The 26,881-nt window shown below is 56.3% G+C and carries 28 protein-coding genes and 2 pseudogenes; 12 read left to right on the top strand and 18 right to left on the bottom strand.

Features of this window, described 5'->3' with window-relative positions:
- The first annotated feature begins 70 nt into the window (after positions 1–70).
- The gene (locus ACTF4R_RS16620) at positions 71–1,309 is read left to right on the top strand and encodes an MFS transporter (RefSeq protein ID WP_440008964.1); all 1,239 of its coding nucleotides are present in this window, start codon (positions 71–73) and stop codon (positions 1,307–1,309) included.
- Here ACTF4R_RS16620 and ACTF4R_RS16625 read toward each other — a convergent pair.
- The 3 genes and pseudogenes from ACTF4R_RS16625 to ACTF4R_RS16635 form a co-directional block, all read right to left on the bottom strand.
- Positions 1,306–1,476, bottom strand: a complete 171-nt coding sequence (locus ACTF4R_RS16625) for a hypothetical protein (protein WP_440008965.1) — start codon at positions 1,474–1,476, stop codon at positions 1,306–1,308. The genes ACTF4R_RS16620 and ACTF4R_RS16625 overlap by 4 nt on opposite strands.
- Positions 1,477–2,143: 667 nt before the next feature.
- The gene (locus ACTF4R_RS16630; protein WP_440008966.1) at positions 2,144–2,710 is read right to left on the bottom strand and encodes a DoxX family protein; all 567 of its coding nucleotides are present in this window, start codon (positions 2,708–2,710) and stop codon (positions 2,144–2,146) included.
- A 980-nt stretch (positions 2,711–3,690) separates the two neighbouring features.
- Positions 3,691–4,002: pseudogene (locus tag ACTF4R_RS16635) on the bottom strand (IS5/IS1182 family transposase); the annotation flags it as partial.
- Between the two features lie 361 nt (positions 4,003–4,363).
- Here ACTF4R_RS16635 and ACTF4R_RS16640 point away from each other — a divergent pair.
- Both ACTF4R_RS16640 and ACTF4R_RS16645 read left to right on the top strand, forming a co-directional pair.
- On the top strand, positions 4,364–4,672 hold the full coding sequence (locus ACTF4R_RS16640) for a thioredoxin family protein (RefSeq protein WP_440008967.1): 309 nt from the start codon (positions 4,364–4,366) through the stop codon (positions 4,670–4,672).
- A gap of 22 nt (positions 4,673–4,694) precedes the next feature.
- On the top strand, positions 4,695–5,447 hold the full coding sequence (locus ACTF4R_RS16645; protein WP_440008968.1) for a plastocyanin/azurin family copper-binding protein: 753 nt from the start codon (positions 4,695–4,697) through the stop codon (positions 5,445–5,447).
- A gap of 126 nt (positions 5,448–5,573) precedes the next feature.
- Here ACTF4R_RS16645 and ACTF4R_RS16650 read toward each other — a convergent pair whose 3' ends face one another.
- Complete coding sequence (locus ACTF4R_RS16650; protein ID WP_440008969.1) at positions 5,574–6,959, bottom strand: permease; 1,386 nt, start codon at positions 6,957–6,959, stop codon at positions 5,574–5,576.
- Between the two features lie 179 nt (positions 6,960–7,138).
- On the opposite strand from ACTF4R_RS16650, the gene ACTF4R_RS16655 reads away from it, so the two are divergent.
- The 3 genes from ACTF4R_RS16655 (at position 7,139) to ACTF4R_RS16665 (ending at position 9,009) form a co-directional block, all read left to right on the top strand.
- On the top strand, positions 7,139–7,519 hold the full coding sequence (locus ACTF4R_RS16655) for an SHOCT domain-containing protein (protein WP_440008970.1): 381 nt from the start codon (positions 7,139–7,141) through the stop codon (positions 7,517–7,519).
- Positions 7,520–7,533: 14 nt separating this feature from the next.
- Entirely contained in the window at positions 7,534–8,166 is a 633-nt protein-coding gene (locus ACTF4R_RS16660) for a hypothetical protein (protein WP_440008971.1), read from the top strand.
- A 423-nt stretch (positions 8,167–8,589) separates the two neighbouring features.
- Entirely contained in the window at positions 8,590–9,009 is a 420-nt protein-coding gene (locus tag ACTF4R_RS16665) for a hypothetical protein (protein WP_440008972.1), read from the top strand.
- A 131-nt stretch (positions 9,010–9,140) separates the two neighbouring features.
- Here the strand turns inward: ACTF4R_RS16665 and ACTF4R_RS16670 are convergent, their stop codons facing one another.
- From ACTF4R_RS16670 to ACTF4R_RS16680, 3 genes are all read right to left on the bottom strand, one after another.
- Positions 9,141–10,163 (bottom strand): LLM class flavin-dependent oxidoreductase, encoded by a 1,023-nt coding sequence (locus ACTF4R_RS16670; protein ID WP_440008973.1) that lies wholly within the window; start codon positions 10,161–10,163, stop codon positions 9,141–9,143.
- Between the two features lie 131 nt (positions 10,164–10,294).
- A complete protein-coding gene (locus ACTF4R_RS16675) occupies positions 10,295–10,678 on the bottom strand; it encodes a hypothetical protein (protein WP_440008974.1) in 384 nt (127 codons plus the stop codon).
- A gap of 261 nt (positions 10,679–10,939) precedes the next feature.
- Positions 10,940–11,719 carry a DUF7847 domain-containing protein gene (locus ACTF4R_RS16680; RefSeq protein ID WP_440008975.1) on the bottom strand — a complete coding sequence of 260 codons (780 nt, stop codon included), beginning with the start codon at positions 11,717–11,719 and terminating at the stop codon, positions 10,940–10,942.
- Between the two features lie 384 nt (positions 11,720–12,103).
- Here ACTF4R_RS16680 and ACTF4R_RS16685 point away from each other — a divergent pair, with 384 nt between their 5' ends.
- Together ACTF4R_RS16685 and ACTF4R_RS16690 are read left to right on the top strand one after the other, a co-directional pair.
- Positions 12,104–12,700, top strand: a complete 597-nt coding sequence (locus ACTF4R_RS16685) for a hypothetical protein (RefSeq protein ID WP_440008976.1) — start codon at positions 12,104–12,106, stop codon at positions 12,698–12,700.
- Entirely contained in the window at positions 12,697–13,359 is a 663-nt protein-coding gene (locus tag ACTF4R_RS16690; protein WP_440008977.1) for a DUF2238 domain-containing protein, read from the top strand. Before ACTF4R_RS16685 ends, ACTF4R_RS16690 begins: the two co-directional genes overlap by 4 nt.
- A 291-nt stretch (positions 13,360–13,650) precedes the next feature.
- Here the strand turns inward: ACTF4R_RS16690 and ACTF4R_RS16695 are convergent, their stop codons facing one another.
- Together ACTF4R_RS16695 and ACTF4R_RS16700 are read right to left on the bottom strand one after the other, a co-directional pair.
- The gene (locus ACTF4R_RS16695; protein WP_440008978.1) at positions 13,651–14,268 is read right to left on the bottom strand and encodes a GAP family protein; all 618 of its coding nucleotides are present in this window, start codon (positions 14,266–14,268) and stop codon (positions 13,651–13,653) included.
- 457 nt (positions 14,269–14,725) lie between these two features.
- Positions 14,726–16,258 (bottom strand): MFS transporter, encoded by a 1,533-nt coding sequence (locus ACTF4R_RS16700; RefSeq protein WP_440008979.1) that lies wholly within the window; start codon positions 16,256–16,258, stop codon positions 14,726–14,728.
- A 1,186-nt stretch (positions 16,259–17,444) separates the two neighbouring features.
- Between ACTF4R_RS16700 and ACTF4R_RS16705 the strand changes: the two genes are divergently transcribed.
- A complete protein-coding gene (locus ACTF4R_RS16705; RefSeq protein ID WP_440008980.1) occupies positions 17,445–17,720 on the top strand; it encodes a HalOD1 output domain-containing protein in 276 nt (91 codons plus the stop codon).
- A 195-nt stretch (positions 17,721–17,915) separates the two neighbouring features.
- On the opposite strand, the gene ACTF4R_RS16710 is transcribed toward ACTF4R_RS16705, so the two are convergent.
- Both ACTF4R_RS16710 and ACTF4R_RS16715 read right to left on the bottom strand, forming a co-directional pair.
- Positions 17,916–18,050: a hypothetical protein gene (locus ACTF4R_RS16710; RefSeq protein WP_440008981.1), complete on the bottom strand. Its 135-nt coding sequence runs from the start codon at positions 18,048–18,050 to the stop codon at positions 17,916–17,918.
- A gap of 91 nt (positions 18,051–18,141) precedes the next feature.
- Complete coding sequence (locus tag ACTF4R_RS16715) at positions 18,142–18,597, bottom strand: hypothetical protein (RefSeq protein ID WP_440008982.1); 456 nt, start codon at positions 18,595–18,597, stop codon at positions 18,142–18,144.
- A 215-nt stretch (positions 18,598–18,812) separates the two neighbouring features.
- Here ACTF4R_RS16715 and ACTF4R_RS21210 point away from each other — a divergent pair, with 215 nt between their 5' ends.
- Positions 18,813–19,139, top strand: coding sequence for a DUF8154 family protein (locus ACTF4R_RS21210; RefSeq protein ID WP_473965269.1), 327 nt, complete (start codon positions 18,813–18,815; stop codon positions 19,137–19,139).
- Positions 19,140–19,258: 119 nt separating this feature from the next.
- Here the strand turns inward: ACTF4R_RS21210 and ACTF4R_RS16720 are convergent, their stop codons facing one another.
- The 3 genes and pseudogenes from ACTF4R_RS16720 to ACTF4R_RS16730 all read right to left on the bottom strand — a co-directional run bounded on the left by ACTF4R_RS16720 (position 19,259) and on the right by ACTF4R_RS16730 (position 21,660).
- A complete protein-coding gene (locus tag ACTF4R_RS16720; RefSeq protein ID WP_440008983.1) occupies positions 19,259–20,056 on the bottom strand; it encodes a DUF4396 domain-containing protein in 798 nt (265 codons plus the stop codon).
- Between the two features lie 389 nt (positions 20,057–20,445).
- A pseudogene (locus ACTF4R_RS16725) lies at positions 20,446–20,598 on the bottom strand (ATP-binding protein); the annotation flags it as partial.
- A 114-nt stretch (positions 20,599–20,712) separates the two neighbouring features.
- Positions 20,713–21,660, bottom strand: coding sequence for a zinc-binding dehydrogenase (locus tag ACTF4R_RS16730; RefSeq protein ID WP_440008984.1), 948 nt, complete (start codon positions 21,658–21,660; stop codon positions 20,713–20,715).
- 598 nt (positions 21,661–22,258) lie between these two features.
- Between ACTF4R_RS16730 and ACTF4R_RS16735 the strand changes: the two genes are divergently transcribed.
- On the top strand, positions 22,259–22,909 hold the full coding sequence (locus ACTF4R_RS16735) for a helix-turn-helix domain-containing protein (protein ID WP_440008985.1): 651 nt from the start codon (positions 22,259–22,261) through the stop codon (positions 22,907–22,909).
- On the opposite strand, the gene mntA is transcribed toward ACTF4R_RS16735, so the two are convergent.
- The 3 genes from mntA to ACTF4R_RS16750 are packed head-to-tail and all read right to left on the bottom strand — an operon-like array spanning position 22,906 to position 24,104.
- Positions 22,906–23,340 (bottom strand): type VII toxin-antitoxin system MntA family adenylyltransferase antitoxin, encoded by a 435-nt coding sequence (gene mntA / locus ACTF4R_RS16740; protein WP_440008986.1) that lies wholly within the window; start codon positions 23,338–23,340, stop codon positions 22,906–22,908. The genes ACTF4R_RS16735 and mntA overlap by 4 nt on opposite strands.
- A gap of 30 nt (positions 23,341–23,370) precedes the next feature.
- Complete coding sequence (locus tag ACTF4R_RS16745; protein ID WP_440008987.1) at positions 23,371–23,856, bottom strand: PIN domain-containing protein; 486 nt, start codon at positions 23,854–23,856, stop codon at positions 23,371–23,373.
- Positions 23,853–24,104 carry a hypothetical protein gene (locus ACTF4R_RS16750; protein ID WP_440008988.1) on the bottom strand — a complete coding sequence of 84 codons (252 nt, stop codon included), beginning with the start codon at positions 24,102–24,104 and terminating at the stop codon, positions 23,853–23,855. The genes ACTF4R_RS16745 and ACTF4R_RS16750 overlap by 4 nt, the downstream gene beginning before the upstream one ends.
- A gap of 1,035 nt (positions 24,105–25,139) precedes the next feature.
- On the opposite strand from ACTF4R_RS16750, the gene ACTF4R_RS16755 reads away from it, so the two are divergent.
- The gene (locus ACTF4R_RS16755) at positions 25,140–26,108 is read left to right on the top strand and encodes an NADP-dependent oxidoreductase (protein ID WP_440008989.1); all 969 of its coding nucleotides are present in this window, start codon (positions 25,140–25,142) and stop codon (positions 26,106–26,108) included.
- Positions 26,109–26,114: 6 nt separating this feature from the next.
- Here ACTF4R_RS16755 and ACTF4R_RS16760 read toward each other — a convergent pair whose 3' ends face one another.
- Positions 26,115–26,831 carry a helix-turn-helix domain-containing protein gene (locus tag ACTF4R_RS16760; protein WP_440008990.1) on the bottom strand — a complete coding sequence of 239 codons (717 nt, stop codon included), beginning with the start codon at positions 26,829–26,831 and terminating at the stop codon, positions 26,115–26,117.
- Positions 26,832–26,881: the final 50 nt, after the last annotated feature.

Below are 26,881 nucleotides of genomic sequence, written 5' to 3' on the forward strand. Positions count from 1 at the left end.
TCTCCAATTTCTGTCTTCAGGAAGTAACACCAAACGGTTTGATGTTGCTCCAAGAAGGGGTACAGAGACCGTGAACGACCGACTAAACACAGGAAGGTCTCGACATGAGACACTAGGCCTGCTCATCGGCTTTTTCTTGCTTTCGACAGCGGCCGCAGCCTACGAAATCGCCCCGGCGAGCGTACTGCCGCTGATTCAAAAATCGATCGGGCTCGAGGCGAGTACGGCGGGCTGGCTCGTCAGCATCATGTACGCGACTGCGGTCGTCACTAGCGTCCCCGCCGGCATCGTCCTCGACCGCTTTTCGGTCCGTAAGGTGATCGTCTTCGGCACCGGCGCACTCGTCGTTGCAGGTGCTTGGGGCTGGCATGCAGCCACTGCCGGCGCGTATCTCTGGCTACTCGTCTCGCGCGTGCTCGGCGGCCTCGCGTACGTGATCTTCTGGAACGCAGGTGCGAACGTCGTCGGCAGTGCCGTTGCACCGCGATATCGGGCAACTGCCGTTGGTGTGTTCACCGCGAGTGCACCAGTTGGATTCGCACTCGGTCAGTTCGGCAGTCCCCTCGTCGCAAACGTCGCCGGCTGGCCTGCGATCTTTCCGCTGTATGCCGCCATGGGCGTCGTCGGCGTCACTATTTTCTTGCTCGCGACCCGTCACCACGTTCCCGGCGTCGATGCGGCTGCGCCGGACCGGACGGCGCTGCGCGAGTTATTCACCAATCAGGCGGTCTGGATCGTTTGTGTACTCTGCTTTCTCGCCTACTCGCTGTACCTCTTTATCAATACGTGGCTGCCGAGTTACCTTATCAACAGGTTCGGCATCTCGTTGGCGGCGAGTGGCCTGCTGACCGCGCTGTTCCCGGCGATTGGAGCTATCGGACGGTCAAGTAGTGGTGTGGTCTCCGAACGGGTTTTCAGCGGGAAACGTCGCCCCGTTGTAGTGTCGTCGTTCATCGTCGCCGTACCCGCTGTCGTCGCCTTCGCGTTCGTATCGCGGCTTGAGCTCGTCGGCGGAGCGGTGGTCGTCGTCGGCTTCGCTATCCAACTCGTCACTGGACTGCTCTTTTCGTACATCGTCGAACTCGTCCCGCCGGCAGTGGGGACCACAGCTGTCGCGCTGCTGACGAGCGTTGGTCTGTTCGGCGCGTTTGCCGCACCTATCGCCGCCGGCACCATTATCGATCGTGCAGGCTACAGCACGGCGTTCCTCGTCGCCGGAGGAGTCGCCTTTATCGGTGTCCTACTGGCGTTGCGCGCGCCCGAGCCCAATCGAGAGCGCGCATCTCGCCCCGCCCACTCCACTGATTAGGTAGCAATAATCCGGGCGATCCAGACGATCGGTATCACCGGGATGGCCAATCCGGTGACTAGAAGCACAATAGCGATCACCACTTTCTCGCCGCGACTCGACTCATGCCATACCGACTGCCACATATCATCGATCGCTTGTGCCGTTCGCTGGATGATTCCGACCATACCTGGTGCTGAGGGTATAGAGACGGAAAACCTCACGGGCTGCAGAGGATTAGTTGACCCCCTTTCGTAGCCTACTAACCAGTCATCAAGCTGGAACACTCTCCGGGCGTCTCATTACTCGGCGACAGTCCTCTCGATTCCCGTAATCTCACAACCCCGGGTGTTCTCGCCGTCCCACTGACACCCACAAACCCCGGGACGGGGGTGTGCCTCACCGCCGACCACGGTCGTTTGCAGTAACGCCGGTCGATATCACTTACGTCGCCACTCTTGCTATCGTTTTTCCTTATTGTTGCTGCTCTTGTAGCGACGGCTGTTCATTCTGCCAGTGGATTGACTCCAATACAGTTGGTAACTGTTGGAGTCGTTGATCAAGCACTGCAAGTGGACGTAAATCGAGAAACGCGGCCTCGTACCGATCCATCGGTGTGTCTTCGTAGTTAAGCTGGAGATGGCTTGGTCCCAGGTCTGATGGTCGGCGTCTTGGTGGAATCCAAGCATGAGATTCCGTGTCGGTTCCACCCAGTTGATGCGGTAGTATTCATAGTCGACGCCTGCCGGATACCAAAACCGAAGCTCTAGCCGTGCAGTCTCGACCTCATACGACTCTCCTAAGAACGCTGCTGTCTCAATATCCGTGATTGATCAATTCGAAAGACGGACGTGCTCATCCGAGCACGTACCGCAGTGCCGGGTAGCGCTCGACGAGTGGCGTGCCGTCGACCTTCTGCTGCTCGATGATGCTGTCGAGACCGAGGATGCGGCCCGCGCCGAACGCCGCGACGGCGAGGAACACGAGCATGTAGGCGAAGTCGCCGTTGATGAACCCGTGTTCGACGCTCCAGTTCCCCAGGTAGAACGTGAGCATCATGAACGCACCGAAGAACGCCGCGAGGCGGACGAACGCGCCCACGAGCAGCCCCAGTCCGATGAAGAACTCACCCCATGGCACGGCCACGTTCACGAAGTCCACGAACCAGGGGGTCGTGCCCATCCAGTTGAACAGTCCGGTCGCGGGGCTGGCCGCCGGGACGTTCGTGAGATAGCCTGCTGCGTTGAATGGTTCGGCCGCCGCGATCTTCGTCCATCCCGAGTAGAGGAATGCATAGCCCATCATCAGCCGGAGCGCGAGGACGAACCACGCACTAAGACTGTGTGCCCGACCGCGGACGGTCAGGCCGCCGAATTTGCTCTCGAATGTGTTTGCTTCGGGTCTGAGTTCTTTTGTTGCCATTGCCGGTCACCTTACAGCTAACTATTGGACGGAAGACGAGGTATACGCACCTAGTTATTCTCATAATACGAGAATGGCTGCCGATCCAACATAGAAGCTGGATAGTATGAGCCGCAGCAATTGGCATTCAGATGCATCATACTGTCAGAGGAACCCGGATTCGTTATCCACTACTAAGTTAGTATAGCATACTAACCATCGCTTCCTGTAGTATCGCTTCACGCGCCTCGGAACAGTGGAGAAGACAATATTGGGCCTTGTTTAGATGTGGACCAACAGCCTGTTCTCTTCGCTACTGACACCATGAATCAGCCGCTCAGTTGAACTGCGAATTACGCGTTGTTGACTGTTGTAGTCTCCAAATACGTTGGTAGTGGCTCGCTGTATAATCCCTGACACTCCTTTTCCCCAGATATAGCTCAGTAGTTTTATCAACACTTCGCTGGCTGCATCACTTTATGCAAACCCGCCGAACGATTTTGAGTGCCCTCAGCTGTGGTATTACTGGTCTAGCTGCCGGGTGTGTAGAATCCATCAACCCTCTGGAATCTCCAATCAAACTGGCTCATATCAGCATCACAAATCTTAGTGACTCCTCACACGAGTTCGAAATCCGTGTTCGACGAGACAACAAGACGGTTCACAAGTCAACCCACCGCCTTGAAGCGGACGGCGGATCCGTTTCGGGAAGCGCAGAACGCTGTCGCTGGATGGATGTCCCCGGTACGTATGTCATTTCGTGCAGATTGGAGGATGGCAAGTGGGTATCTCAGTCTGTTGAGGAGGGAGTGAGTGGTCATCCCGACTTTGCCCTCGTTCAAATACTCTATGATGGATGGGATCGAGAACGGCTTGCATTTTTTATCGAGCCCGGAAGCGCAAGCGCCTCTCAATCTGAAGAGAACTGCCAGTTGGCGGCTTCCCTAGAAGAATAAGCAGCGACGTCGATTCGGTCAAAAAGCACACTGTACTGACCGACGTTAGAGAGCGAGTTCGACATTTCTCACGGTGGCTTTTAGAACGGGGTCTCGAAACTGTCCGAACCACGTTCGTGCTCGGAGCGTGTCGCCATACCGCTGTTTGAGAGCGAAGAAGACTGCCTCAACGATTGATCGCTGGGAATAGATGTCGTCGTCATGGCGTGCATTATGTGCTATATCAGGCGGCCAGAACTCTCGATGCTTGATTACTGGTTGGATGTCGACTTCTCGAAGTTCTTCGCGGGGATAGTCCCAGTCATACCCCTCGCCAGCGGTAATTGTCTGTATCCGGTCAAGGTTCTTCGACCGGACGCTTGCGCACTCCAGGGTGCCAGCTGCGAGTCTCCCGCTGATGACACTCGGTACCGTCGGCCTCGCCGTGGCTCCCTCGGTGATATACCCCCGTCGTCGGCATCGCCGGCGTCGTTTGCTGGGCACTCGGCGCACTCGTCTTTGTCGGCACAGTCGGCGTTCAAAGCTCGTCGGGACAAGCTCGAACACTCGGAGTGAATCGGTCACAACTTTGTTGTCTCCCCGAGCCCGGAGTAGGCGACTCGAACACCCATCCCAGGGATATCTCCAGTAGGCTTCCTTCGAATCCAAAATCTGCGACTGACTCAGCTTTCAGATGTTAACAGAAATGCGCAAAAGGCACAAGACCATACTATCCACTATGACCGAACTACTCCTCTTTACGCAGGAGACGTGCGGTGCGTGCGCAACGCAGCGAGAGAAAAACAAGGGCATCGAGGACGAGTTCCCTGACGTCAAGTTTCGAGAGGTCGACATCCAGAAGGATCTGGAAACGGCCGAGGAGTACGGCGTCCGGAAGACGCCCACGACGCTCGTGTACGCGAACGGCGAACAGACAGCCGAGTTCATCGGGATCGTTGACCGGGACGACCTAGAGGCAGCTATCGAGAATGCAAACCAGCAATCGACCGGACTCGTACAACGGCTCGCCAACATCGTACACGGATAACGGAAACCAAATAACTCAGACCATGAACTACAGTAGACGCCAGTTTCTGGGAGCGCTCGGCGCCGGCACAGTCGCGACTGCGGGACTCACCCGGCCAGTCGCTGCACAGGAGACCCCAGTCGTCAAGATGGGGAACAACTACTTCGACCCGATCGGACTCTACGTCGACCCCGGCACGACCGTCCGCTTCGAGATAGCGGCCGGAGCACACTCGGCAACGGCCTACGAGAACCGGATTCCATCCGACGCCAGCGCATTCGATAGTGGGGTCATCTCGTCGGGAGGGTTCGAGTACACGTTCGAAGAACCGGGTACGTACGACTACTACTGCATCCCGCACAAGTCGGTCGGGATGGTCGGTCGCATCGTTGTCGGCAACCCCGGCGGTCCAGCCGAAGAGAGTCCGATTCCGGACGGTGACGTGCCCGAGAGTGAAGCGATCGTCGAACAGGGCGCGATAGCGTATGGATCCAACACCGGAAGTGACGGGAACTCCGATGACGGAATGATGGGCCCCGGGATGGGTTCTGGCCCTGGAATGATGAACGGCCGAAACGGTGGATGGGTTGGCGGGCTGCCGTTCGTCGGCGGGGCACTCGGAATGCTGGGGCTGGTCGGCGGACTCCTCTACTGGGCACTGGGTCGAGGTGATGCACCTCCCGAGAGTGACGATTCCGCGATGGAAACCCTCCAACGTCGTTACGCACGAGGTGAGATCGACGAAGAGGAGTTCCAGCAACGCCGTGAGCGATTGATGAAGAATCAAGAGAATTGAAGCCTATCGAATGCCAAGTGGAGCTCCACGTACGTTGATCAGCCGACCGTGAACCACGACACCCCGCCCCAAATGTGAACCAAAGACGGTTCTCTGTGCAGCTGTGCATCTTCGATGAAACGGCCATTAGTGGTCGTGGCCCTCCATCACCATCGGATGTCCAGTGGCGTATGCGTCGGGATTCTCCTCGAAAGTCTCCTTGCAGGTCTGTGAGCAGAAGTAGTACGTCTCGTCGTCGTGTGTCGCCGCTGGCTCGCTGTCGTCAGTCCGCATGCCACAGACCGGGTCACGGTACTTTCCGGGCGCACCGAGACCACGGCGGTACACGTACAGGAGAAACCCAGAGAGTGCGAAGGCGATGAGGTTGAGGTAGAACGTGTAGTTGAGTTCGAAGTACGTCTGTTCGGTCGCCGTCTCCCCGCCAGCCAGATCCGGAACGATACCGAGGGTATCGAACAGCAGTTCCATGAGGAACCCAGTGAACGCCATCGTGACGAAGAAGACGGCGAGGATGTACAGCATGATTTTCCAGCCGTAGTACTTCCGGTAGACGTTCAACACGGGAATCGTGATGAGGTCGGCGTAGACGAACGCGATGACGCCGGCGAAGCTGATCCCGCCGCCCCAGAGCGCGACGGCGAACGGGACGTTGCCCATACTGCCGACGAAGCTAATGACGGCGATGGCGACACCCATAATCGCGTTCTCGGCGGTCACGAGCAGGCCGTCGCCCTGGATGAACAGGGTGTTCCAGACCCACTGGGGGACGAAGACGATGACGAACCCGGAGACGAGAAAGCCCGCGACGACGTCCTTCCAGATCATCGACCACTCCTTGCGGTACTGGTTCCCGACCTTGTACCAGCCACCCCACGACCGCAACTCCTCGCGCCACCCGCCACGACTCGACGTCGCCTGGCGGTAGGTCTCCATGCAGCCCTCCGAGCAGAACTGCACTGTCTCCCCGCCGTCGGTCGTGAGCGTGTACTCCTCTCTGCCCTCCATCCCACACGTGGGGTCCTCGGTGACGCCCGCTTCGCGGTCGCGTTCGTTGAGCGTCTCTCGAACTTCGTCGAAGAGGGTCTCGGGGAGCGTGAGGTGGACGATGACGGCCATGACGGCGATGAGTATGAGGCCGCCGAGCAGTTCCGCGACGAGGAACTCCCAGCCCAGCAGAATCAGGATCATCAACCCGAGTTCGACGATGAGATTCGTCGACGCGAACATGAACGCCAGGAAGTTCACCGCGTGTGCCCCTTTCTTGAACAATCCCTTCCCGATGGCGACGGCCCCGAAACTACAGCCACTGCTCGCCGCCCCGAACGCGGTCGCTTTGGTGAGGCCGCTCAGGTCACCATCACCCAGAACCTGCGCCATTCGCTCCTTGGAGACGTAGACCTGGACGAGACTCGTGATCGTGAGGCCCATAATGATCGCCCACGCCGCCGTCCAGAGGAATCCCACACCGATACGGAGAGCTTCGAAGACTCCCTCGTTCATCGTCACCTGCATACATGTCCTATCGTAGGGACCATCTATTGCAGTTGTCCCTTAGTATATCACTCCTCAACAACTCCTTCACTATGTATTCGAAAGCTGAATTCCTATACACCAGATATTTCTAAGGCACAATCGCATTGAACCCTGAACACGTACGTGACACTAGAGACGAACTCACGGAGGGAACATATATGACAGAAAATACGGACGACACACGGCTGGTCACGATTCTCCTCATTATCATCGGTGCGTTCGTCATCTTCCCGATGTTCTTCATGGGTTTCGGGATGATGGGGTTCGGGCCAATGATGGGCGGCATGTGGGGCGGTGGAATGTGGGGCGACGGAACGATGCCAGGCTGGATATTCATCGTCGGAACCGTGATGCAACTTCTGTTCCTCGCTGCCCTCGTCGGCGGTGGCTACCTCCTCTACAGGGCTGTAACGGGCAGTGAGAGTGACTCAGGCCAGGCGCTCGAAGAACTCCGGCTCGCATACGCTCGTGGCGAACTGACCGACGACGAATACGAACAGCGACGAGAGGCACTCAAACGCGACACGGAATCACGATAAGACTGATCTGAAGAATGACGAGGACATCCGACCACCGCCACAACACGGCGCAACCGTCTCTCCCAGCTTGGCTCGACCGATATACGACGTTGGGGCTGTACGGACTACTCGTTGGAACGGGACTCTGTCTGGTCGCGTTCGTCACGAATCCAGTACCTGACCCCTCGTTCCCGTGGGCGACGCTGCCGGAGTCGCTCCGACTCCCCTTCGAGCAACCGCGGATCGAGCACTGGCCAGTAACGTACACTATCGGCATCTGGCTGTGGATTATTGGGTTTCCGGCGTTGTTCCTCGCTGGCTCCAGACGATTCGGAACGCGGACGCCGTTCGGCTCAACGATATGGCTCGCTGGGCTTCCCACCCTGGCGATGCTTGGCTGGACGACCTACTGTCGGTTCTTCTGGCCGAAACTCCATCCGCCGACCTGGAATGCTCCCTCCTACACGTTCGTTTGTTGGCTGTACTGCTCCTCGTACGATGTGGTCTGGAGCAACACTGCCTATGTAATCGCGCTGTTCGGCATCGTCGCGACGCTCCTCGCAGTGCGACGCCAGAACGGAGATGGGTATGCCCTCCTTGGATTCGGGCTACTGGCACTCCCCCTCGGATTGCCAGCTGTGTACGAAGGATATCGCCGGACAGCATGAAGATTCACACAGATACTGTAATAGATGTGTTACCTATCCACAATACACTTTTTGCCGGTGCTGATTACTACCATCATCAATTCACAGAGAATCGTCGTACGAGAGTGCGAGCTGGGTGGGGGCAGTGCTGTGGACACCGCGCGAGGGAAAAACAGGTACCTACCTCAGTTCCCTGAGGCCCAGCCGGTCAAGTGAGGCGAGCGCAGTGATAGCAGGCGTGCTGGCCGCTGGCGCCTGCGTCGTCGCAATGTCGACTGTCACCTCATCTGTTGTCTCGTGTCGACGGTCGTGCTGAACTCACCCTCTGTATTCAGTAGCCCCACCCGTCATTTCCTGAGGTTTTCAACCGAGTCAGATTTCTGTATTCTGCTGTTATGCCAGTGCGAGTGGTTTTATATATCAGAAAAGCATACTGAGCAGACCATGGACATCGAGAAATGGCTCTTCGCCGCACTACTGGTATTACAAGCCCATTTCGCGGCATCATACGTTGTTCCCTTAGACGAACAGGCTCAGGGTGAGTTTGGCGGGTTGTTGCGGTGGGTTTGGCCATGGAGCGGTGGCGACAGTGGATTCTTGGGTGAGGTCACGGTGGCTTCCGGTTTCCCGCTCTCCGGATTATTCCTCGCCGGGATTGCGGCCACGCTCTTTTTCCTCGCAGCCTTGGCCGTGGTAGAGATCGGGATGCCATTCGGCTGGTGGAGAGTACTAACTGGGGGTGGAGCCGTCCTCTCGTTCGTGCTGATGGCGGGATTTTTCGGAGCCACGAAGGTGCTACCAATGGCGCTCGATCTGTTCGTGTTATGGGCTGCTGTAACGGATTGGCTTCCGTCCACTGTCTGACACAGGTCACTCTTCCCATGCAAGGATTGGAGATATGTGCTGTCCGGAGGTCTATGGACGAATCATACGATAATGCCAAGGCCAGATACCGTAGAACTCCCCAATTAGTCCTCAATTTCAGTACGCCGCTTCTATGTAAGTCCGACCCCGTCGGCTAGTAGCTCGTGGGAACGGAGCGCGTCGTCGTGATTTGCAACGATGTGCTGAATCATCACCTCGTCGACGCCGACACGTTCTGTGAGTTGCTCTAGAAGACCGGCGAGCGTCTCCGGGCTTCCGGAGATTGCACGCGGCCACTCGTCAGAATCGAGTGTCGCAGGCGTTGGTTCGGGCACTCCACCGAGTTCGTCGATGGCTTCCTCGATAGACGGTCTCGTTCCGACGACGCCACGTTGCATACGCTTGTACGACGCTTCGGCCACTGAGCGAAGCCGTGCTGCATCCCTGTCGGTCTCGGCACAGACTGCATTCACTGCAACTATCCCCTGTGGCTCGTTGACGCCGCCAGCCAGCTGTGACGACTGGAAGTGTTCGCGGTACTCCTCGAACGAGTGAGTGGCGAACTGTGGTCGGATGAACGCGGCGAAGCAGTACGGGAGTCCAAGTTCGCCAGCGATAGCCGCGCTCGATGGACTCGATCCGAGTACCCACGGCACGGGAGTATCCCCATCCGAGCGTGGAATCTTCAGGTCGCTGTAGGGATGTCCATCGGGGTAGTCGTCGTAGAGGTGGTTGACGACAGCCTCAATCTTCTCCGCGTGATCCTCGTCGGGATTCTGAACGTGCCGGTCCGTCCCAAGTGCGCGGTCGGCGGCAGGTGATCCATTCGCCCGTCCAAGGCCCGCGTCGATTCGTCCGGGAGCGAGCGCGTCTAGCACGCCGAACTGTTCAGCAACCTTGAACGGACTGTAGTGATTGAGCAGCACCGCCCCCGACCCCAGTCGAATCGAGTCTGTCTCCGCGGCAAGATGGCCGAGCAACACTTCGGGCGTCGTGCCGGCGATGGAGTCCGCCATGCCGTGATGTTCGGCCACCCAGAATCGTGAGTAGCCGAGCCGTTCAGCCTGCTGGGCGGCCTCGACGGTGTTCGCATACGCACCACTGGCGGTGCCGCCGTCGGGAACAGGGGACAGGTCGACGACAGAGAGATTCACATCCGAGTTCAGAGACTGCGAGAGATAACGGTTTGGTTAGTCGCTGTTCATCCGTGAGAGATGAATGGATTCCGAGGGAGATACCTACGGTACCCGCTTCAAGGCAACTGGATATAGCTCGAGTTACGAGCTCAGTTTTTCCGTAGTTCATCAAGAGCGAGAAGCACATACACCAGTCCGACGAGGCGCGTGCCTACGTACACCCATGGTTTCCACTCGCACTTAGAGGCGTCAGTGTACGCTAGCTCGGCCCCGTAGTCGACATAGGACCGTGGGTACAGTAGTGCGAGGATTCCGATAACGCCGAGGAACTTCTTGAACGCAGAATACGAGGTGTCGTTTCGCCACATGAGCACCAAGAAGAGAAGTCCTTCACCCCGTGCACCGGGAACAACCCATGGCTCCAACTCACAGTCGTCAGGATTGTCGAGTGCAATCTGCTCGGCAACATTGATGAGCGCTTCTGGTGCAAGAAGTTCACTGATGCTGATCATCGAGAGTATCTTCCGGAACATACTATGGCCTTGTTAGCCGTCCAGCACAATGAACCCGTGCGCTACCCACACTCCGTCGGCTAGCATGCTCTTTCCGCTCTCACAAGCGCTCTGCTATCGTTCGCACTACACACTCACGGACGACCCATGGTAACACGAATCACCTAAATTTGTGAGGCGGATGTCCTTCCCTCCTGCACTACTCGGTCGCGTTGCTCCTTGAGGAAGGGGATCCGTCTCGTAATTTAGGTGAGAAAATCTGTGGTGTGGTCGCGATTCTGGTTAGGCGGCCGGACGGCCAACGGTGGAGTCCTCGCTGATTGTTTTACCGCGTTCGTTATCGTCGCGAGTTTTGAGTTCGGTGTACGCCGTCGCGAGCACAGCGGTCGAGAAGACCGTCGTAATCGCGCTGGCGGCTTGAGCGAACACGAGGGCGACGATGTCGCCAGTGAGGCTACCACTGGCAAGGTCGCCGAGCCCGAAGACGGCGTTGACGAGCGCCGTGAGGAGTAACACTGCCACGCCCAGCGTGAAGAGGCTGAAACGGTAGCCGCGCGTCAGTCTCCAACTACTGCGGAATGCCGTGATGAAGTTCTGATCTTCGACGGCCACGTAGACGGTCCAGAACGCCAACGCCACGAGCAGGAAGATGCCCGGAATGATGAACGCAACGAAGCCCAGTGCGACGATAATCCCGAAGACAATCGCCCCGACGACGACGTTGATTGCCGCCCAGCCTATATTCCGCGTGAAGTACTCTCGGGGGAGGCGTTCGGTCTCGTCGCTCACGAACACCCGAATCGCTGCAATACTCACAACGAGCAATCCAATGCCAAGCACTAGCGAGACGACACTAGCAACTACCGGCGGGACGAGCAACGTCGGATTCGCCTCGACACTACCTGGCGTAAACTGCTGGCTCATCATCCATTGGCTGACGCTAATTCCCAGTAGTCCGTTGACCAACGAGATAGCGAAAATGACACCCATGAGAACGAGGCCATTTCGCTCAATCGTCCGCCGGTAGCCCTGCTTGACAATGTTTGTGACGTTAATTGACATAGTCAACTGACTATACGCTGCTGATGATGATATACATAGCAGCTCATTCTTATCACCGAAGAACTGCTGCTCCAGCGGGTAGCGTCGAATTAGAACGTCCGCCCGCTACCATCGGATGGGAAAGCACCGAGACGCCGCTGTACAGCACCATCGATTGTATTTCAAATTCCGCAACATCTCGTTGCGTTCCTGCTCGTCGATGTCGCGTTAGCGTAGACGATTTTTACACTGATATTATGACTTTCGTCAGCTGACTTCTCTCTCTCTTAGGTGTGTAACCGTTAGAAGTCACGCGGATACCAACCGACAATATATGAGTATGTTTGAAAGTATTAACAACAGGTTCTAACCCCAGCGAGTTGTGGCCCGAAGAGGGGAAAGGGAATGAGTCACTCACTTCCAGAGGAGTGGTTTATCAAGGATACACGAGTGAATGCAGCGATTGCATGGGTATTCGCAGTCATTTTCGTTGTAATCGCCGTCGTGAGTTTCTTGCAGATACTGTTCGTTGAGATGGTGATGGCCGCTCTTGCAGCCTTCGTCGCTATCTCACCCGCCGTCGTCTACCGATCGTGGACGCGAACCGTTCCGTGGCCACTGTTGGTTGTTGCGTCGCTGCCACTCCTGGTCGGAACGTTTCAGCCGATATTATTCGAGGAACTCGTGACCGGTGTGAGCGTTGCGATTCTCGCGATGCTCGTCGTCGTCGCACTCGAACTGACGTCGGCGGTTCGAATGACGCCACGGTTCGCGGTGTTTTTCACGGTTATTGCAACGCTCGCGACTGCCGGATTCTGGGCTGTGGGTTCGGCGGCTTCGGCGGCGTATCTTGGTACTACGTTCGTCGAGACAAACGACGAACTCATGCTGATTTTTACCGACATGCTCGTTGCGGGAGTTCTTACTGGACTTCTCTTCCGATGGTACTTCAGGCGTCGACTCGCCGCAAACGTTGAACATCAATCAGAGGGGACGACATGAGTTTTCGCACCCGCGTCCATGTCTCAGGTCGCCGGAAAGGACAACTGGTACGACTCCTTCAGTTAGCAATGGTTGGCATCCTGGTCATCGGCTTGTGGCGTGAGAACGCCGGTATCGCCGTTAACGCCGGTGTCGGCCTGCTCGTCACGTTCCTCCCAGCCGTGTTGGAGCGTAATTACAGCATCACGATGAGCGTTGGCATCGTGCTCTGGATCACAGTCGCGATGTTCCTGCACGCGTTTGGGACCTTATCGTTGCCTGCACTGGGATTTCTGAGTCCGTACCAGTCGACGTGGTGGTGGGATCATATGACTCATGCACTATCGTCATCGCTGGTCGCCGGGGCGGCATACGCAGTGACGCGAGCGCTCGAGGAGCACACGGAGTACGTTACGATGCCACCGAAGTTCATGCTCGTCTATTTGTTACTCTTCGTCATGGCGTTCGGCGTTGTCTGGGAGCTCATCGAGTTCTACATCGGCGTCGTGTCGACCCTCCTCGGCGGCGGCAAGGTTCTCACCCAGTATGGACTGGACGATACGATTCTCGACCTGATTTACAATTCAGTCGGCGGATTGCTTGTTGCGCTCCTTGGGACAGCATACCTGACTGATCTCGCTGACCAGCTTCGAATGCGAATCGAATCCACAGATCATTGAGCAACCCACCCCTTTAGGGGTGGATTTTCCTGCATTTCGCATAATACCTCCTGTCTGGAGATGTGGAGGAGTCCGGAAGCGGACGACGATTTAGGAGACAGACGATAGTCGTGATGATGCGACGAAAGGGACGAGGCCACCGACAGCGGTGAATAGGAATGATAGTTATGTGAAATAAGATATGGAATCAGGTTAATAGTATTCGTCGGTAGGATTTCGATTCTCAAACAGTAGTCACTACGTGAGCGTCCCAACCCGTGAAAGTCGAGGTGGGCTTTTTCGGCAGTTCGGTCACCCCGTGAGGTTGTTAATCGTCATACCGATGAAAAACAGGATTACGATTTCGTTGATAACCCACGAGTTCGTGTTCATCCACTCGCGTGCTTTCGGCAGGAAGGCTTCCGCCCGTTCACCGAACGCGAGCAAGGTGAGTGATGGAATCGCCAGAATCAGAAGCGTAATTCCGATAAACGGGAGGGCATCCGTCAATGGTGCCCCGCGCGCTGCGAGATACGATCCGACGGCGGCAGACGTGAGGATGTCGGTCGGGAAGAATCCCAGTAGAAGGAACCCAAGTCGGAATGAAAACCGTGGGGTCGCCGTTGTGAGTTTTCCCATCCACTCGGGTGGCTCTGCCTCTTCTCTCGTCCGGAAGGTGTGTACCATCGCCACGAGGAGCAAGACGAGAATGATACCATAGAGTGTGTTATTTCCTGTCCCTTGTCCGAGTGCGCCCCGACCAACGACGTAGAAGAAACTGGTGACGAGGGAGATCGAGAGTGCGGCGCCGAGGATGTATGCGGCAGAGTTCTGTCGCCAATTTTCACTCGTGGCGAGGAAGATAGGACTAAGAATTTGTGGACCCGCAATCATCACGAACGCCAGTGGAAGAATCTCGAGAACACTCATGGTTTGGATTCCCTAAATATAGCTAGAGCCTGAATTGGAAGAGTATCATGCATCTTCTTTTAGCCACCGTTCGCTGCCGTCGTATCCTCCAGATTATACGTAATATCAGTTGGTCGTTTTTTTTCTCGCCAATCGTGAGTCCGTAGCAGTGGTGGTCAACTGATTAGTGGAAAAAGGCGAGAGATTGTTCACGGCGGTCCCGTTCCACCTTGCCCGTCCAACCCATCCTTATCGAGGGAAAAGAATCGTTACCGTGTCCAGTTTCACGGATGGTCACCACCACTGGCGTATAGAACGAGTCCGATACATCCCAGATGACTCTGTTGCTGTTCACGTTCGCTGACCCCGCTCACCCTCGTTATTACGGATTCATTTCACGACTGAAGTCGTGGGCTTTCTCCCTGCGACAACTGTATTCGCGTAGTAAACTTCGCATGTTTTCAGGCACAGGAGGCGGTCACTCGTCTGTTTCCGGCACATGCCGTGGCAAGAACGTCGACGCGATAAGCAGGAACAGCACGAACAGTATGAGAAGGAGCAGCGCCGCCTGTTGAGCGTCGAACATTGCGGCCTCGAAGATGCCTTCGAGTAATCGTCGTTGTGGAGGAGTGAGTTGGTTCAGGAACTGTTGTTGTGTGGCTTCGGTCGCTGTCTCTACTGCATCTTCGAGCGCTATCACCAGATCATTTCGTTGCTCCACTGAAACAGTCACGTGTTCTGCTCGTAGTACTCTATCGACGACACTCCCATAGAACTGTCCGAGAAAATACGAGCCCACGACTGCTGTCCCCATGGCATATCCTATCGAACTGCTCACGTTTAGGACCCCGGATGCCTCGGCGGAGTCCGCGGTAGGGATAGCCGACATCGTCATATTAGTGATCTGTGCTAATATGAGTCCGACACCGACTCCATAAATCGCCATTGGGATAGCCATTCTGCTGATCGTCTGACCGGGGCCTGTCTGCTCGTACAACAGCACCAGTCCAAAGCCTATACACACGATGCCGACCTGGATAAGCGTCTTTGGCGAGATGAACTTACGCCAGCCGGGCGTAAACGCCGCAAAAAGGACCGACGCGAGAGAGTACGGTAATAATGCCAGCCCAGTTTCAAAGGCGGTGTACCCGAGTACGGCTTGGAGGTAGACCGGGAAGATGAAAAAGAAGCCAGCCGAGATTATCGATCGAATATTGTACGTGATCACACCGGATAAAAAAGAGCGGTTCGTCAGTACATTCAGCGGAACGAGCGGCGACTTCCCAGCACGTTCCAGTCGGCGTTCGTACTGAACGAACGCGGCGAATGCGAGGAGGCCCCCTCCAAGAAACCAGATCGCCGGCGATGTCCCAAACGGATTGAACTGCAGCTCGCCGACGAAGAACGGCCGCCGTTCAACTAACCACCCATACTTCCCACTGAGAAGGAATCCGGTGACGAGCGACGTCGAACCGACGATGGACAGAGCTGTCCCACCTCTATCCAGCGAACTGCGTGTCTCTGACAGTGGACTCGGACTCACATACCGAACAAAAAAGAGAATCGCCCCCACACCGATGATTTGGAGCGTAAATCCCCACCGCCAACTTGCATATGTGGTTAGTGCTCCACCAATAATCGGTCCAAGAGTTGATCCAACCCCGCTCACGCCAGCCAACAGTCCGAATGCCTTCGCCCGATCATCGTCTTCGTAACTGACTCTCAATACAGTGTATGTCAGGGGAAATAACACAGCGGCCGCAGAACCCTCGATGAGTGGCCAGCCGATATAGAGGATCGTCGTATTCCAGCTAATCGCCGCCACCAGCGTCCCACCGGCATAGACGATGAGTGCGACTGTCATTACACGCCTACTACTATGCCGAGACGGCAGCGTACTGGCTGGGAGAATCAGCGCAGCTATCACCAGCGAGTAGAGTGAAACCGCTCCTTGAATCACGGTGACCGTGGTATCAAACTCATCCACCATCGTGGGGATCGCTACGTTCATCAGGGATGCGTTGATGACTATAATAAACGTCGTCAGACTCACGGCGATTGCTGGGCCCCAGTATTGAACTCTCGTCTTTAAGTCCGTAGCGAGATTGGAACTCCCCTTGGAAGTGGACCCATCTGGGGGCATACAGCGGTCTAACACTTTGACCCTCAAATAGCATGGACGTAGTTAGCTACCGAGAATCACGTAGAAAGCCGGCCCTTCGGGACGGGGAGAATGTTTATTCGGTTCGTCAGTGGCTGATGGTCGCTAGGTTCTCACTCCTGACGGAAGCGATTGTATAACCAGGCGACGGTGTAGCCGGTGCTGAATCCGTCGAAAAGCGCCCAGATGGCCCCAATAACGATCCCAGACCTGGTTTCGCTATCTTCTTGAGGCGAGAGACTCCCGTCGTTCACGACGGGCGTGAATCGCCGCACAGTAGAGTTACGTGTTCGGTGACCGGACTGGGTGCTGACCGACGCAAAACACCCAAGATACTCCCGAGTCAGCAGGGCAGAACCACGCCCCCACTGCCGGATCGGGATACCGGCGGCGTGGCCCCGCCAGCACCCCGTCGGTGTGCAAACGGAAGTTCCCAACACAGCGGGCCGCAACTCGTGGGACGCCTCGCCGTTTACGGCGAGGAGGAGGTCACAGCCACGGTATATGTCAGCGAACAACTGTTCCCACCGTTGCCCCCACCCTCGTCGAGCAGTCAGACCGATGATGGCCACCCCAAATGACCAGAATATCCCACATGCTAATCCAAAGGCCGATGGGTTGAGGCGTGTTGGTGATTCTGAAGCCATCAACACTGCTACAACGTCTGCGTGCAATCGACGGCTAGCTGGTGTGAGCGTCTCCTGTTGCTTCCACCGGCCCCATGGATCGGTGGCGGAGCGTGGACGAGAACAACAGCTGGGATTGTGATATCACTTGCGACCGGGGGTGTCTCGGGGTAGTGAGCGACGGTTTCACTGGACACCTAGTGTCCCAGGGGCTGCTGACCCCCCGGCGAGTGATATCACTCCTTTTCTTATCTGGATACTTCTCTAGACTCATCGGGAATTTACCTTCATCAGTTAGCAGTGCTCGTGTTCAAATGCGACCTGAAGGATGTCAACAAATAGTCTGTTTGGAATATAGTGTTCATCGAGCAACACTCTTATGCACGGCAGGGACTAATAGAGTATACGCAATGGCCGCTACAACTGCCAAGAAGCCGGTTGACTGTACATATGGTTCTTGTGCGAGCGTAGCCGTGATTGAAGCGCTCGAACAATACAATGGCATCGACCCGCACGACACCGAGTTCCGACTCTACGATCTGATCGCCCCTGACGCACTCGATACGCTCTTCAACTGCCAGCAAACCACCGGTCTCTCTATCGAGTTCGACATCGACGACGTCACCGTCTCCATCTCGCAGGCTCACGACGACATTCAGGTCCGAGTCATCGACCCCCTCGAATAGACACCGCCTGCCGTTCACACCAACGAATCCAGTCGAATCCTTACTTTGTGACTCTGTCCAGAGAAACGTCTGTTTAGAAGTCGCTCATCGATGCCCTTTCGATGTGTTGTGACTACTCATCGATGAGCCTGCGTTCTATTGACGAACGCTGACGCTACGGGCACTCGGGCGAACGCTGTCGTCGTCTTTCTTCGATTAGTCGCCAGCGATGATGGTGACAACCGCGTCGTCGAGGCGGTCGATGAGGTCGGTCGTCACATCCGTCGGCAAGTCGTCGACCGCTTCGAGCGCGTCGTGCAGGCGAGCGTGCACCGCGTCGAACGCAGTCATACTCTCATCGTCGCCGTAGTCGATCTGGTAGTCGCCCGACGGAGTTCAGCGGCGAATCCATCGTTAGTGAGAGAACGAAGAGCAGCGGGAGTTATCCATCAGCATCGGCGTCGGCATCCACACTGTCGGCGTCTGCGTCAGCATCAGTGGCATCTGAATCAGTGTCGCCGTCGCCGCTGTCGGAGTCGCTGTCACCATCATCGCTATCAGAGTCACTGTCACCGTCGTGGCTATCGGAGTCAGTGTCGGAATCACTGTTTGAACGCGTTTCCGAACCGGCGTGGGCAGGCCTCTCATCCGGTGAAGACGGTGTTTTCCCGTACTCAGCGCCAAGGCTATAGAGGACGATCGGCGGACAGATGTATGAGGCAATTGCCAGCACCACGAAGAGATGGTCGACGACGACAAGGAGCCCAAATGCAGTCAGTGCCGCCGCTGACGCTGCATGGATTGCGGTGTGAGTGTACCCACGGTAATACTCCCACAGTCCGCGCAGCCATCGGGTTGCGCCTGATGCTGACGTCCTTTTCATTGCTGTCAAAGCCATACGGACGGTTCGAGATGCACAATGAAGAATCCTTATTCAGCCGCTAGTGATAGGTCTACCGTCTGCACTAACCCTTGGAGAATTACGAGACAGAGGAATTCGATACCGTTCAAAACATGATTTTCCACGCTAATCTCGATGAGTGAGAAGTCTGACTCGAGTGATCTCACCAACGCGCTTGCGGCAGCCATTGACGCGTTCAACGAGGAAGGATTATGGCATCCCCACATACGAAGCAGCGATTGATCCCGATACCGACTGGAAGACACAACTCACGAAGCCTGTCGGCTACTGGCCGCTGTCGATCAGATCGACGGACAGGGTACAACACGGCCACTATCGAGTTGTGCTTTGGTGCGACCGAACGCTCTCTCGAAGCATACGTCTTAGCCGAAGGTGGCGACGAGCTGGACGACTTCCACGACCATACCTATTGCTACGACCGTGCAAGTGACCTTGGTCTCCTCTCGACTCGACAACAGACGATCTCCGGCGGTTGTACGACACTAACCGAACAGACAGTTACTATGGGAAGTAAGTAGCTATGTTGACCCTCAAGCGGTGATTGTTTCAGACCTCGTGCTGAGTGACAGGCGCATGTCCAGCAGTGAGTTCGCAAATATATTCGCGTTCAGGGACTCGAATCGATTGGGACCGGTACTCAATCGGCGGTCGAACCTTGTCCACCACTTGAACTCCCACTGGCGCTGCCATCCATCTCGGCGGGGTTGCCCATCCCCTCCTTGATCCCGGCGGTGATGAGCGCGACGTTAACTGGATAGGCGGCAAAGAATCCGATAGTCAGCGAGAACAGCAGCGCCGTCCAGAACAGCGGCGTCGTCCAGCTAGCATCACCGGCGAGCAGGAGGTCCGTACCGATGGCGACGATCTCCATGATGGTGATGCTGGGTGTCTCGCTCCAGATAGCGTCCCACGTCGCTTCTTTGAAGCCGACACCCTCCTGCATTAGCGGGCCGACGGTGAGGGCGAACCCTCCGATGAACGCCAGTGTGAACGTCGCTGCGACGACCCAGAGCGTCGAGAAGCTAAGGATGATAGTTGTGGCGGTGATACCGATGACCTCGCCGATCCCACACCCAGAGTAGCAGTGCGAGGTCGAGCGGAATCCCTGCTTCCACAGCGAGTCACTCTGGAGTTGCGTTCGCCCCGTGTACCAGTAGACAATGAGTCCGAACGGCCCTGAATAGGAGACGACGAGCGACCAGACGAACTTCATTAGCGACGGAATGTTCTGGTTGCGCTTCTCGAGATCCCACCAGAGCACACCGAGTGAGAGGAGGTTGACGGTGAGCCAGATTCCCAGCGTCCACCAACTAGCGAGAATCGGCTTGATGACCGACCGCGCAGGAGCGAACGCGTGCTCGATCTGTCTGGCCCAGTGGACTGCCCACTCAGGAACGGGCGAGCTGGCCAGTGCTATCAGCGCTGATTCAGGCATATCTCTACATAGGGCCTGAGCATTTTTTCGGGTTCTGGCTTGTAGACCAGAGGGAGAGAGGAGCGCAGTCTTGGTTTCCAAGCCCAATACTCACGAGTAGTATCCGAAGGGAGAGTGAGTTCAGGCATTCGTCCTTCTGACTGCAAGTCGCTCAGATCGTAGAAAGTGGTGCTACAGAAGGAGACGAAGCTGTTTCAGCGACGGTTGTTGTAGTGCATCTTACTCGACTCCAGTCCCCCCGATGCCAGTGATATCACAACTCCGGGTGTTCTCGTCGTCCCAGTGACGTCGACACCACCCCCGGCCCGGAGGTGTAACGTACCACCGACCATGGTCGGTGGCGGGAATACCGGTCGAAATCCCGTGCTGATTCCCGTGTCTAGAAGTTCACTCCGCTCAAGACCGGCGAGACTGCCCTCTGCCATCTCGCGTGACGTGTGCTTGCACTCGCCTGCGACCAGTGTTCCATCACTCGCGAGGCCGACTCCATCGAGCTCGTGTTGCTGGTGCCAACAGTAGCCGATTCCCTGGTACGTTTTCGGTTCGGATTGCGTAGTCTGTACAGAGTGGATTCGTAGCATTCAGCATTGTGGCAACGACTCAGCAGTGCTCCCTCATTAGCAGGAGACACTGTTCTTTTCTGCGAACAACGTACATCACTCACCTACGACATCCAGCACTACCTTGCCGGTGAGGCCACTTCCTTCGACCATCTCATGAGCCTCTGGTACTTCTTCAAGCGGTAGGACTGAGTCGATAACAGGTTCAAGCTGGCCCCGCTCGACGAGATGGCGTAGCGCGTCGAGCGGACGTCGGTCGCGTTCAAGAAACAGCATTTGAATTGTGAGATTCTTCTGGTACGCAGTCCCCCATGCACCCTCCGGTTCGAGGATGGTGACCATCCGGCCATGTGGTTTCATAATGTCGGTACTCTCGACTAATGTCTCCCCGCCAACTGTGTCGAAAACAAGGTCGACCGATTCGTCGAATTCCGACTCAATTACATCGACAAAGTCCTCGGACTCGTAGTCGATAGCGCGAGTCGCACCCAGGTTCTCAGTCTGCTCGACAGTTTCGGGGCTCGCCGTCGCAATCACCTGTGCTCCGGCAGTAGCAGCTATTTGGACTGCGTGTGCCCCGACACCGCCTGCTCCGTGAATCAACACTGTCTCGCCGGCCGCGACATCGCCGCGAGTGACGATTGCTTCCCAGGCGGTTGCCCCTGCGAGAGGTAGCGCCGCCGCCTCCGCGTGCGAAAGATTCTCGGGCTTTCGAGCGACGATTGTCTCATCGGCGACGTGATACTCGGTATAACTCCCTTGTTCGCCAAATATCTCCGGCGTATAGAACACCTCATCATCGACATCAAAGTCCGTTACTGCTTCGCCGACTGCTTCGACGACGCCCGAGACGTCGTACCCGATGACCGCCGGCGGAGAGATGCCGGCCCACGACCCGGCTTGCCGAATCTTATAGTCGACAGGGTTGACCGACGAAGCGTGAACGCGGACGAGAACCTCAGTCGGCCCTGGCGACGGTTTTTCGATCTCGCGCTGTTCGAATACGTCAGTATCGCCGAAATCAGTGATGACCATTGCCTGCATGCTAGACGATACCACCACTGTGGCAGTATAGGTTACGCCCATGATACAGACCGATAACGCATACCTCCGTCTTGAGGCGGCGGTCAAGCGGTAGGCCCAGTGGAGCGAACGACATGTTCCTCTACTACTGGATTTCCACAACAATATCTACAAGAATGGGTGGGTTTGTTGCTATGCGATGGAATCGGTGAGATGCCGACCCGAACCACAAGGGACGGTGAACTGCGGCGGTTCACCCGGCGATGACACGGATTCCAATGGGTCTCGTTGACCGGGCCACAAGGCAGCCGAGTCGATGCTGAACCCCAGCAGGCGACGCTCGGAACGGATGCGTCGTGAAACCTGAAACGGCCAGCAGGGCCGGGAATCCTCTGCCGGGATTCCACGGGCTTTAGCCCGTGGAGGAGGTCAAATCGCCACTGAACACTTTCCCAGTTCCCTGTTGACCGTATTAGCTGGGAGATTTTCGAGTGAGCCCAGCGACAGGCCGGTGTGACCAAATACGGCCCGGAGACGGAGGCAATCACTGTCTCGCTAATCTGGGGAATCACTGACAGAGCCGCTAGTCTCATGTAGTCCATACACGATTATAGATGAGATGGCGGTCATCGTCGAACTCACCCTTGACCCAGAGGGATTCCCACTTGGACAACTACTCACCGCTGACCCGGGTCTCTATGTTCGCTTCGAGAAAGTCGTCCCAATCGGCGACCAAGTAGTGCCGTTGGCTTGGGTCTGGGGTAGTGACATGGACGCGTTCGACCAACGCGTCCGCGCTAGCAACCACGTGATGTCCCTCGAACATCTTGGTCAGACCGGCGACCGCATGCTATACGCGATCGAGTGGCAAGTTCCACCGGATGCCTTTTTTGAGGCGCTGATCGACAGTAACGGCAGTATTCTTGATTCGTTCGGGCATAGTGATCAGGATTGGGAGTTCCAGCTGCTGTTTCCGACGAATGACCAGCTCTCGGCGTTCCACGATGCTTGTCGTGACCGCGATATTGTATTCAACGTTACTCGTCTCTACGAGTTAAACGACAGTGGTATCCAACAGGACGTCCACGGGCTCACAGATAAGCAGCGAGAAGCGCTCAAAAAAGCGCTTGACCGTGGGTATTTCGCGTTGCCGCAACAGGTGACGCTGGCCGAGCTCGCCGCTGAATTCGATATTAGCCAGCAAGCGCTTTCGGAGCGCCTCCGCCGCGGCACTGAAGCAGTGCTTCACTCCGTCTTTGGTACTGACTAGACATCCCCGCTGGCGATACAGTCGATGAACTCCTGTCGTTCTCGCTGCCGGTCACTGGCCGTCTCCTCGTACTCGTCTGTAATTTGCTCGCAATAAGCGTCAACGGTCGCTTCATCCCCGACAAGAAGGATACCATCACGAACAGCAGCATACTGAACTTCTGTGGGGAGCCGCTCAATGTCGCTCACGTCCACGAAGCCGTCGGCGTATGCCTGTACGTCCGCGTCGATGCGATTCCGATGGCGAAACCGCTCACGAGCGTCGAGATCATCCGGAAATTGGAGCGCAAGATCGACGTCAGACGACGCTGATGCAGTCTCACGGGCGTATGAGCCGAACAAGAGCGCAAAGACAACCGCTGTCTGGCCGAGATATGACCGCAAACCAGCGAGATCCACAGTCTCGATATCCGGGTCGCCCGTGGTCACCATACCCGCGTGTTTGAGAGTCGAGACTGAGAACTAGACTGCATCATCTTCAGATTCCAGTAGTTCAATTCCTTGTTCGACAACCGCATCGGTGATGAAGAGACTCGCCTCTGCTTGGAGTGCCCGCATATGGGTTGCTGCCTCATCGAGAGTCAGCATGCCTCGGTGGTAACCAAGCGCGATAATACCGATTGACCCATGAACCTCGATATCAGACTGTTGTGCAAACTCTCGTGCTGCCAAGTCGTCCGTGAGCAGGACGAGATCTTCCTGGTTGTCGGCCACTGCAAGAGCAGCCCGTTCACCAGCATCCAGCTCAGGTGTCTGATCAATGGGCTCATCGACAGTGATCCGTTCGAAATCGAGCTCCGACAACCGATCCGGAAGACCGCCGGCTTGGAGTTCGGCATACACCGTCTCAGGCACAAGAAGACGGTCGAGCGTCGTAAGTAGGTCAAGTGCGTCGATTTCGGCAAGATGAATAAGAGGGCCTGTATCCGCGACCGCAGCAGTCGTCACGCGTTCAATCCCCAGTCGATGTCCTCTTTGACGGCTGCTGACTCACGGTCTGCTCGCTTGACTTTCTCCAATCCAACGAGTTCGACTGCCTGTTCTCGCGAGAGCTCGCCATCGACGTATTTCCCAAGGACAACGTTCTCCCAGAGATCGATGATGCCACGTTCGAGCGCCTGCTCGAACACCTCCGACTCGGACACTCCTCGTGCATCAGCAATTTCACGCACACGGTCGGAGAGGTCAACTGCCATACCTGATTGTACTCGCCGCATCACTTAAACACCATCCTCACTGCGACTTCCACAGTCACGGTCGACAAACAGAACTCATTGCTGCCTGTATAACCGCTAAGACAGCCGCTGCTACTAGTGATATCACAACTCGGGTGTTCTCGTCGTCCCACTGACGCCAACAACACATCCCAGGGCGGGGTGTAACGTACCGCTGACCACGGTCGTCTGCGGTAACACCGGTCGAAATCCCGTTCTAATTCCCGTGTATAGAAGTTTAATACAATTATATATACAGAAAACCTTTTACGGATAGTGACTTTAGACATCCGTACGACAGCCATTGGACGGCCTTGCTTCGATGTCCCGCTCGACATTGGCACCAAACGCGATGCTCGGGCTGACGCAGGGGAGCTCGACCATGACGTGACGAAGACCAGTCTCAGAATTGAACGTGTGTGTCCCGAGGACCGCTTCGGGGCCAACTCGCACTCGTGGAATGGATCGTCACCTGAATGTTCGGTCTTGACCTCCTCCACGCCCTGACGGACGTGGAATCCGACCATCGGATTTCCGCCGAGTGTGGCGTTCGAGGTTCCAACCCGCACTCAGCGGGAACCGGCGACACACCGGGGGAACTCTCGTTTCCTCCCTCATATAGGGCTGTGGCCCGGCCAATGAGACCTCATCGAATACCATGTCATCGCCGTGCGAACCACCGTTGGTCCGCCACCCCTTGTGGTTCGGGGACGGCATCTCACGGTATTCGTAGCACTTCATGCTATGCAGGGCCACACAAACACGATTACGGTCGAAATCTGCCCCGGTCACCGGAGGGAGATGGTGTGCCGGGCCTACCGCTTGACCGCCGCCTCAAGACGGAGATATGCGCTATCGGTCTGTATCAGACCTTCTTAGCGACTATAGCTGTCCTTGGTGGTGTAGCCGAACGCCAGCCGACCGATATTCGTATCGTTCGTCTATAGCCAAGATACTAACTAGCCAGAGCCAAACAAACGACTATTCTCTTTACTTCCCTATCAACAGACGCAACCGATGACTGACTCGATGCACGCCGTTCGCTATCACGAACTTGGTGACGAAGAGGTTCTCGAATACGAAATGGCCCCGATCCCCGAGCCCGAAGCCGATGAGGTTTTGATCCGTGTCGAAGCCGCAGGAGTGAATCCTATCGATTGGAAGACTCGAGACCCAGAGAACGTCGGACTTGGACAGAACGTCCGCAACGCCAATGAGGACGCCCCCTTCCCGATTACACCTGGCTGGGATGTGTCCGGTAGTGTGGAAGCACTTGGTGAGGACGTCAGCAGTTGGGAGGAGGGAGAGGAAGTCTACGGGATGCTCCGCTTTCCGACACTGGCCGGCACGTACGCCGAATACGTAACTGCGCCTGCCGATGAGATCGCTCGAAAGCCGTCCTCACTCTCGCATTCCGAAGCGGCTGCGGTTCCGATGGTATCACTGACGGCCTGGCAGGCGTTATTCGACGCAGCAGACGTTTCTGACGGTGACCGGGTGTTAGTGCATGCAGCTGCCGGTGGTGTCGGCCATATGGCGGTACAGTTCGCGCACGAACACGATGCACACGTCATCGGAACTGCATCCGGAAGTAACGAAGCGTATCTCCGGGATCTCGGTATCGATGAGTTCGTGAATTACCGCGAGGAGAATTTCGAGGAGGTGTTGGATCCCGTCGACGTCGTGATCGACCCGGTCGGGGGCGAAACGCTCACCAAGTCGTTCGAAGTTCTCACTGACGGTGGAGTGTTGGTGTCGCTACTCCGCGAACCAGAGCAAGACAAGGCCGACCAGTACAATGTTGATGGGGAGCTCGTGTTCGTTGAACCAAACGCGGAGTACCTCAACCAGATCCGGGCTCTAATAGACGACGGCGATGTAAGCCCGCATATCCGAGAAACGCTTCCACTCGAAGAAGCTGCTGAAGCCCATCGTCTCGTGGCGAAGGGCCATGGACGGGGCAAGGTGGTCCTCACTGTAAACTGAATCCTCTCACGGGCTATCCACGAAGAGTTTCGCTAACCACGCTTCTGCGCGTTGCAGTCGGTACTGGAGCGTCGATCGTGGAATATCGAGGTGGTCTGCGAGTTCTGCGGTATTAATCTCGCGCGGGGTTTCATAGTACCCCTGTTCGACGGCGGTCTCGAGAGCATGCCGCTGCTCGTACGGAAGATCCACAAGCGAGAGTACATCGTCTTCCCATTCCGTGAGTTCGGACAATTGGGTGAGTTGGACATCAATTCCGTCCGTCAGATCTGCACTCAGTGATTCGTAGAACGGTCCAGCACGGATTTCAGTTGGTGAGAGCACACGCCAGACGTACCTATTATCTCGACGCTTGGCTTCAAACAGGAGCCCAGTCCCGAAGTTCTCGATGGCAAGGTGGGGGACTGAGTGACAGTCTTCGATCGCTACCCCATGAGTATACACCGTTCTACTGGTCGGGGTCGAAGTGAGCACCTCATAGTCCCACTCAGTGGAGCAGGTTTCGTCGGTGAGACATTCATTGCAGTCGGTCGGATCAAAGAGCACATCTTCTAGTTGATCGAGAGCGTCCGCTGGACCGATGACACGGTCGATTCTCCAGATGCTTTGGCTCGTCACTGAGAAATTAACCGTTTTCGAGACCAAGCGTTCATTTTCGATGAACGTGTTCATCACAGGGTCAACATCGGGCTGATAGAGAAGTTCGATTACGAGCTCGCGCATTGGGTTATCTCACACTATATGCTATGTTTGTAAGGGGGTTGCGCCCGACC

The sequence above is a fragment of the Halomicrococcus pelagicus genome (genome assembly GCF_051917725.1).
In the GTDB taxonomy this organism is placed as follows: Archaea; Halobacteriota; Halobacteria; order Halobacteriales; family Haladaptataceae; genus Halomicrococcus.

Excerpts from the sequence above, each read along its gene's own strand:
- ACTF4R_RS16625 (WP_440008965.1), bottom strand. The coding sequence starts at position 1,476 with ATGGTCGGAATCATCCAGCGAACGGCACAAGCGATCGATGATATGTGG.
- ACTF4R_RS16630 (WP_440008966.1), bottom strand. The coding sequence starts at position 2,710 with ATGGCAACAAAAGAACTCAGACCCGAAGCAAACACATTCGAGAGCAAA.
- ACTF4R_RS16640 (WP_440008967.1), top strand. The coding sequence starts at position 4,364 with ATGACCGAACTACTCCTCTTTACGCAGGAGACGTGCGGTGCGTGCGCA.
- ACTF4R_RS16645 (WP_440008968.1), top strand. The coding sequence starts at position 4,695 with ATGAACTACAGTAGACGCCAGTTTCTGGGAGCGCTCGGCGCCGGCACA.
- ACTF4R_RS16650 (WP_440008969.1), bottom strand. The coding sequence starts at position 6,959 with ATGCAGGTGACGATGAACGAGGGAGTCTTCGAAGCTCTCCGTATCGGT.
- ACTF4R_RS16655 (WP_440008970.1), top strand. The coding sequence starts at position 7,139 with ATGACAGAAAATACGGACGACACACGGCTGGTCACGATTCTCCTCATT.
- ACTF4R_RS16660 (WP_440008971.1), top strand. The coding sequence starts at position 7,534 with ATGACGAGGACATCCGACCACCGCCACAACACGGCGCAACCGTCTCTC.
- ACTF4R_RS16665 (WP_440008972.1), top strand. The coding sequence starts at position 8,590 with ATGGACATCGAGAAATGGCTCTTCGCCGCACTACTGGTATTACAAGCC.
- ACTF4R_RS16675 (WP_440008974.1), bottom strand. The coding sequence starts at position 10,678 with ATGTTCCGGAAGATACTCTCGATGATCAGCATCAGTGAACTTCTTGCA.
- ACTF4R_RS16680 (WP_440008975.1), bottom strand. The coding sequence starts at position 11,719 with ATGTCAATTAACGTCACAAACATTGTCAAGCAGGGCTACCGGCGGACG.
- ACTF4R_RS16685 (WP_440008976.1), top strand. The coding sequence starts at position 12,104 with ATGAGTCACTCACTTCCAGAGGAGTGGTTTATCAAGGATACACGAGTG.
- ACTF4R_RS16690 (WP_440008977.1), top strand. The coding sequence starts at position 12,697 with ATGAGTTTTCGCACCCGCGTCCATGTCTCAGGTCGCCGGAAAGGACAA.
- ACTF4R_RS16695 (WP_440008978.1), bottom strand. The coding sequence starts at position 14,268 with ATGAGTGTTCTCGAGATTCTTCCACTGGCGTTCGTGATGATTGCGGGT.
- ACTF4R_RS16700 (WP_440008979.1), bottom strand. The coding sequence starts at position 16,258 with ATGAACGTAGCGATCCCCACGATGGTGGATGAGTTTGATACCACGGTC.
- ACTF4R_RS16705 (WP_440008980.1), top strand. The coding sequence starts at position 17,445 with ATGGCCGCTACAACTGCCAAGAAGCCGGTTGACTGTACATATGGTTCT.
- ACTF4R_RS16710 (WP_440008981.1), bottom strand. The coding sequence starts at position 18,050 with ATGACTGCGTTCGACGCGGTGCACGCTCGCCTGCACGACGCGCTCGAA.
- ACTF4R_RS16715 (WP_440008982.1), bottom strand. The coding sequence starts at position 18,597 with ATGGCTTTGACAGCAATGAAAAGGACGTCAGCATCAGGCGCAACCCGA.
- ACTF4R_RS21210 (WP_473965269.1), top strand. The coding sequence starts at position 18,813 with ATGGCATCCCCACATACGAAGCAGCGATTGATCCCGATACCGACTGGA.
- ACTF4R_RS16720 (WP_440008983.1), bottom strand. The coding sequence starts at position 20,056 with ATGCCTGAATCAGCGCTGATAGCACTGGCCAGCTCGCCCGTTCCTGAG.
- ACTF4R_RS16730 (WP_440008984.1), bottom strand. The coding sequence starts at position 21,660 with ATGCAGGCAATGGTCATCACTGATTTCGGCGATACTGACGTATTCGAA.
- ACTF4R_RS16735 (WP_440008985.1), top strand. The coding sequence starts at position 22,259 with ATGGCGGTCATCGTCGAACTCACCCTTGACCCAGAGGGATTCCCACTT.
- mntA (WP_440008986.1), bottom strand. The coding sequence starts at position 23,340 with ATGGTGACCACGGGCGACCCGGATATCGAGACTGTGGATCTCGCTGGT.
- ACTF4R_RS16750 (WP_440008988.1), bottom strand. The coding sequence starts at position 24,104 with ATGGCAGTTGACCTCTCCGACCGTGTGCGTGAAATTGCTGATGCACGA.
- ACTF4R_RS16755 (WP_440008989.1), top strand. The coding sequence starts at position 25,140 with ATGACTGACTCGATGCACGCCGTTCGCTATCACGAACTTGGTGACGAA.
- ACTF4R_RS16760 (WP_440008990.1), bottom strand. The coding sequence starts at position 26,831 with ATGCGCGAGCTCGTAATCGAACTTCTCTATCAGCCCGATGTTGACCCT.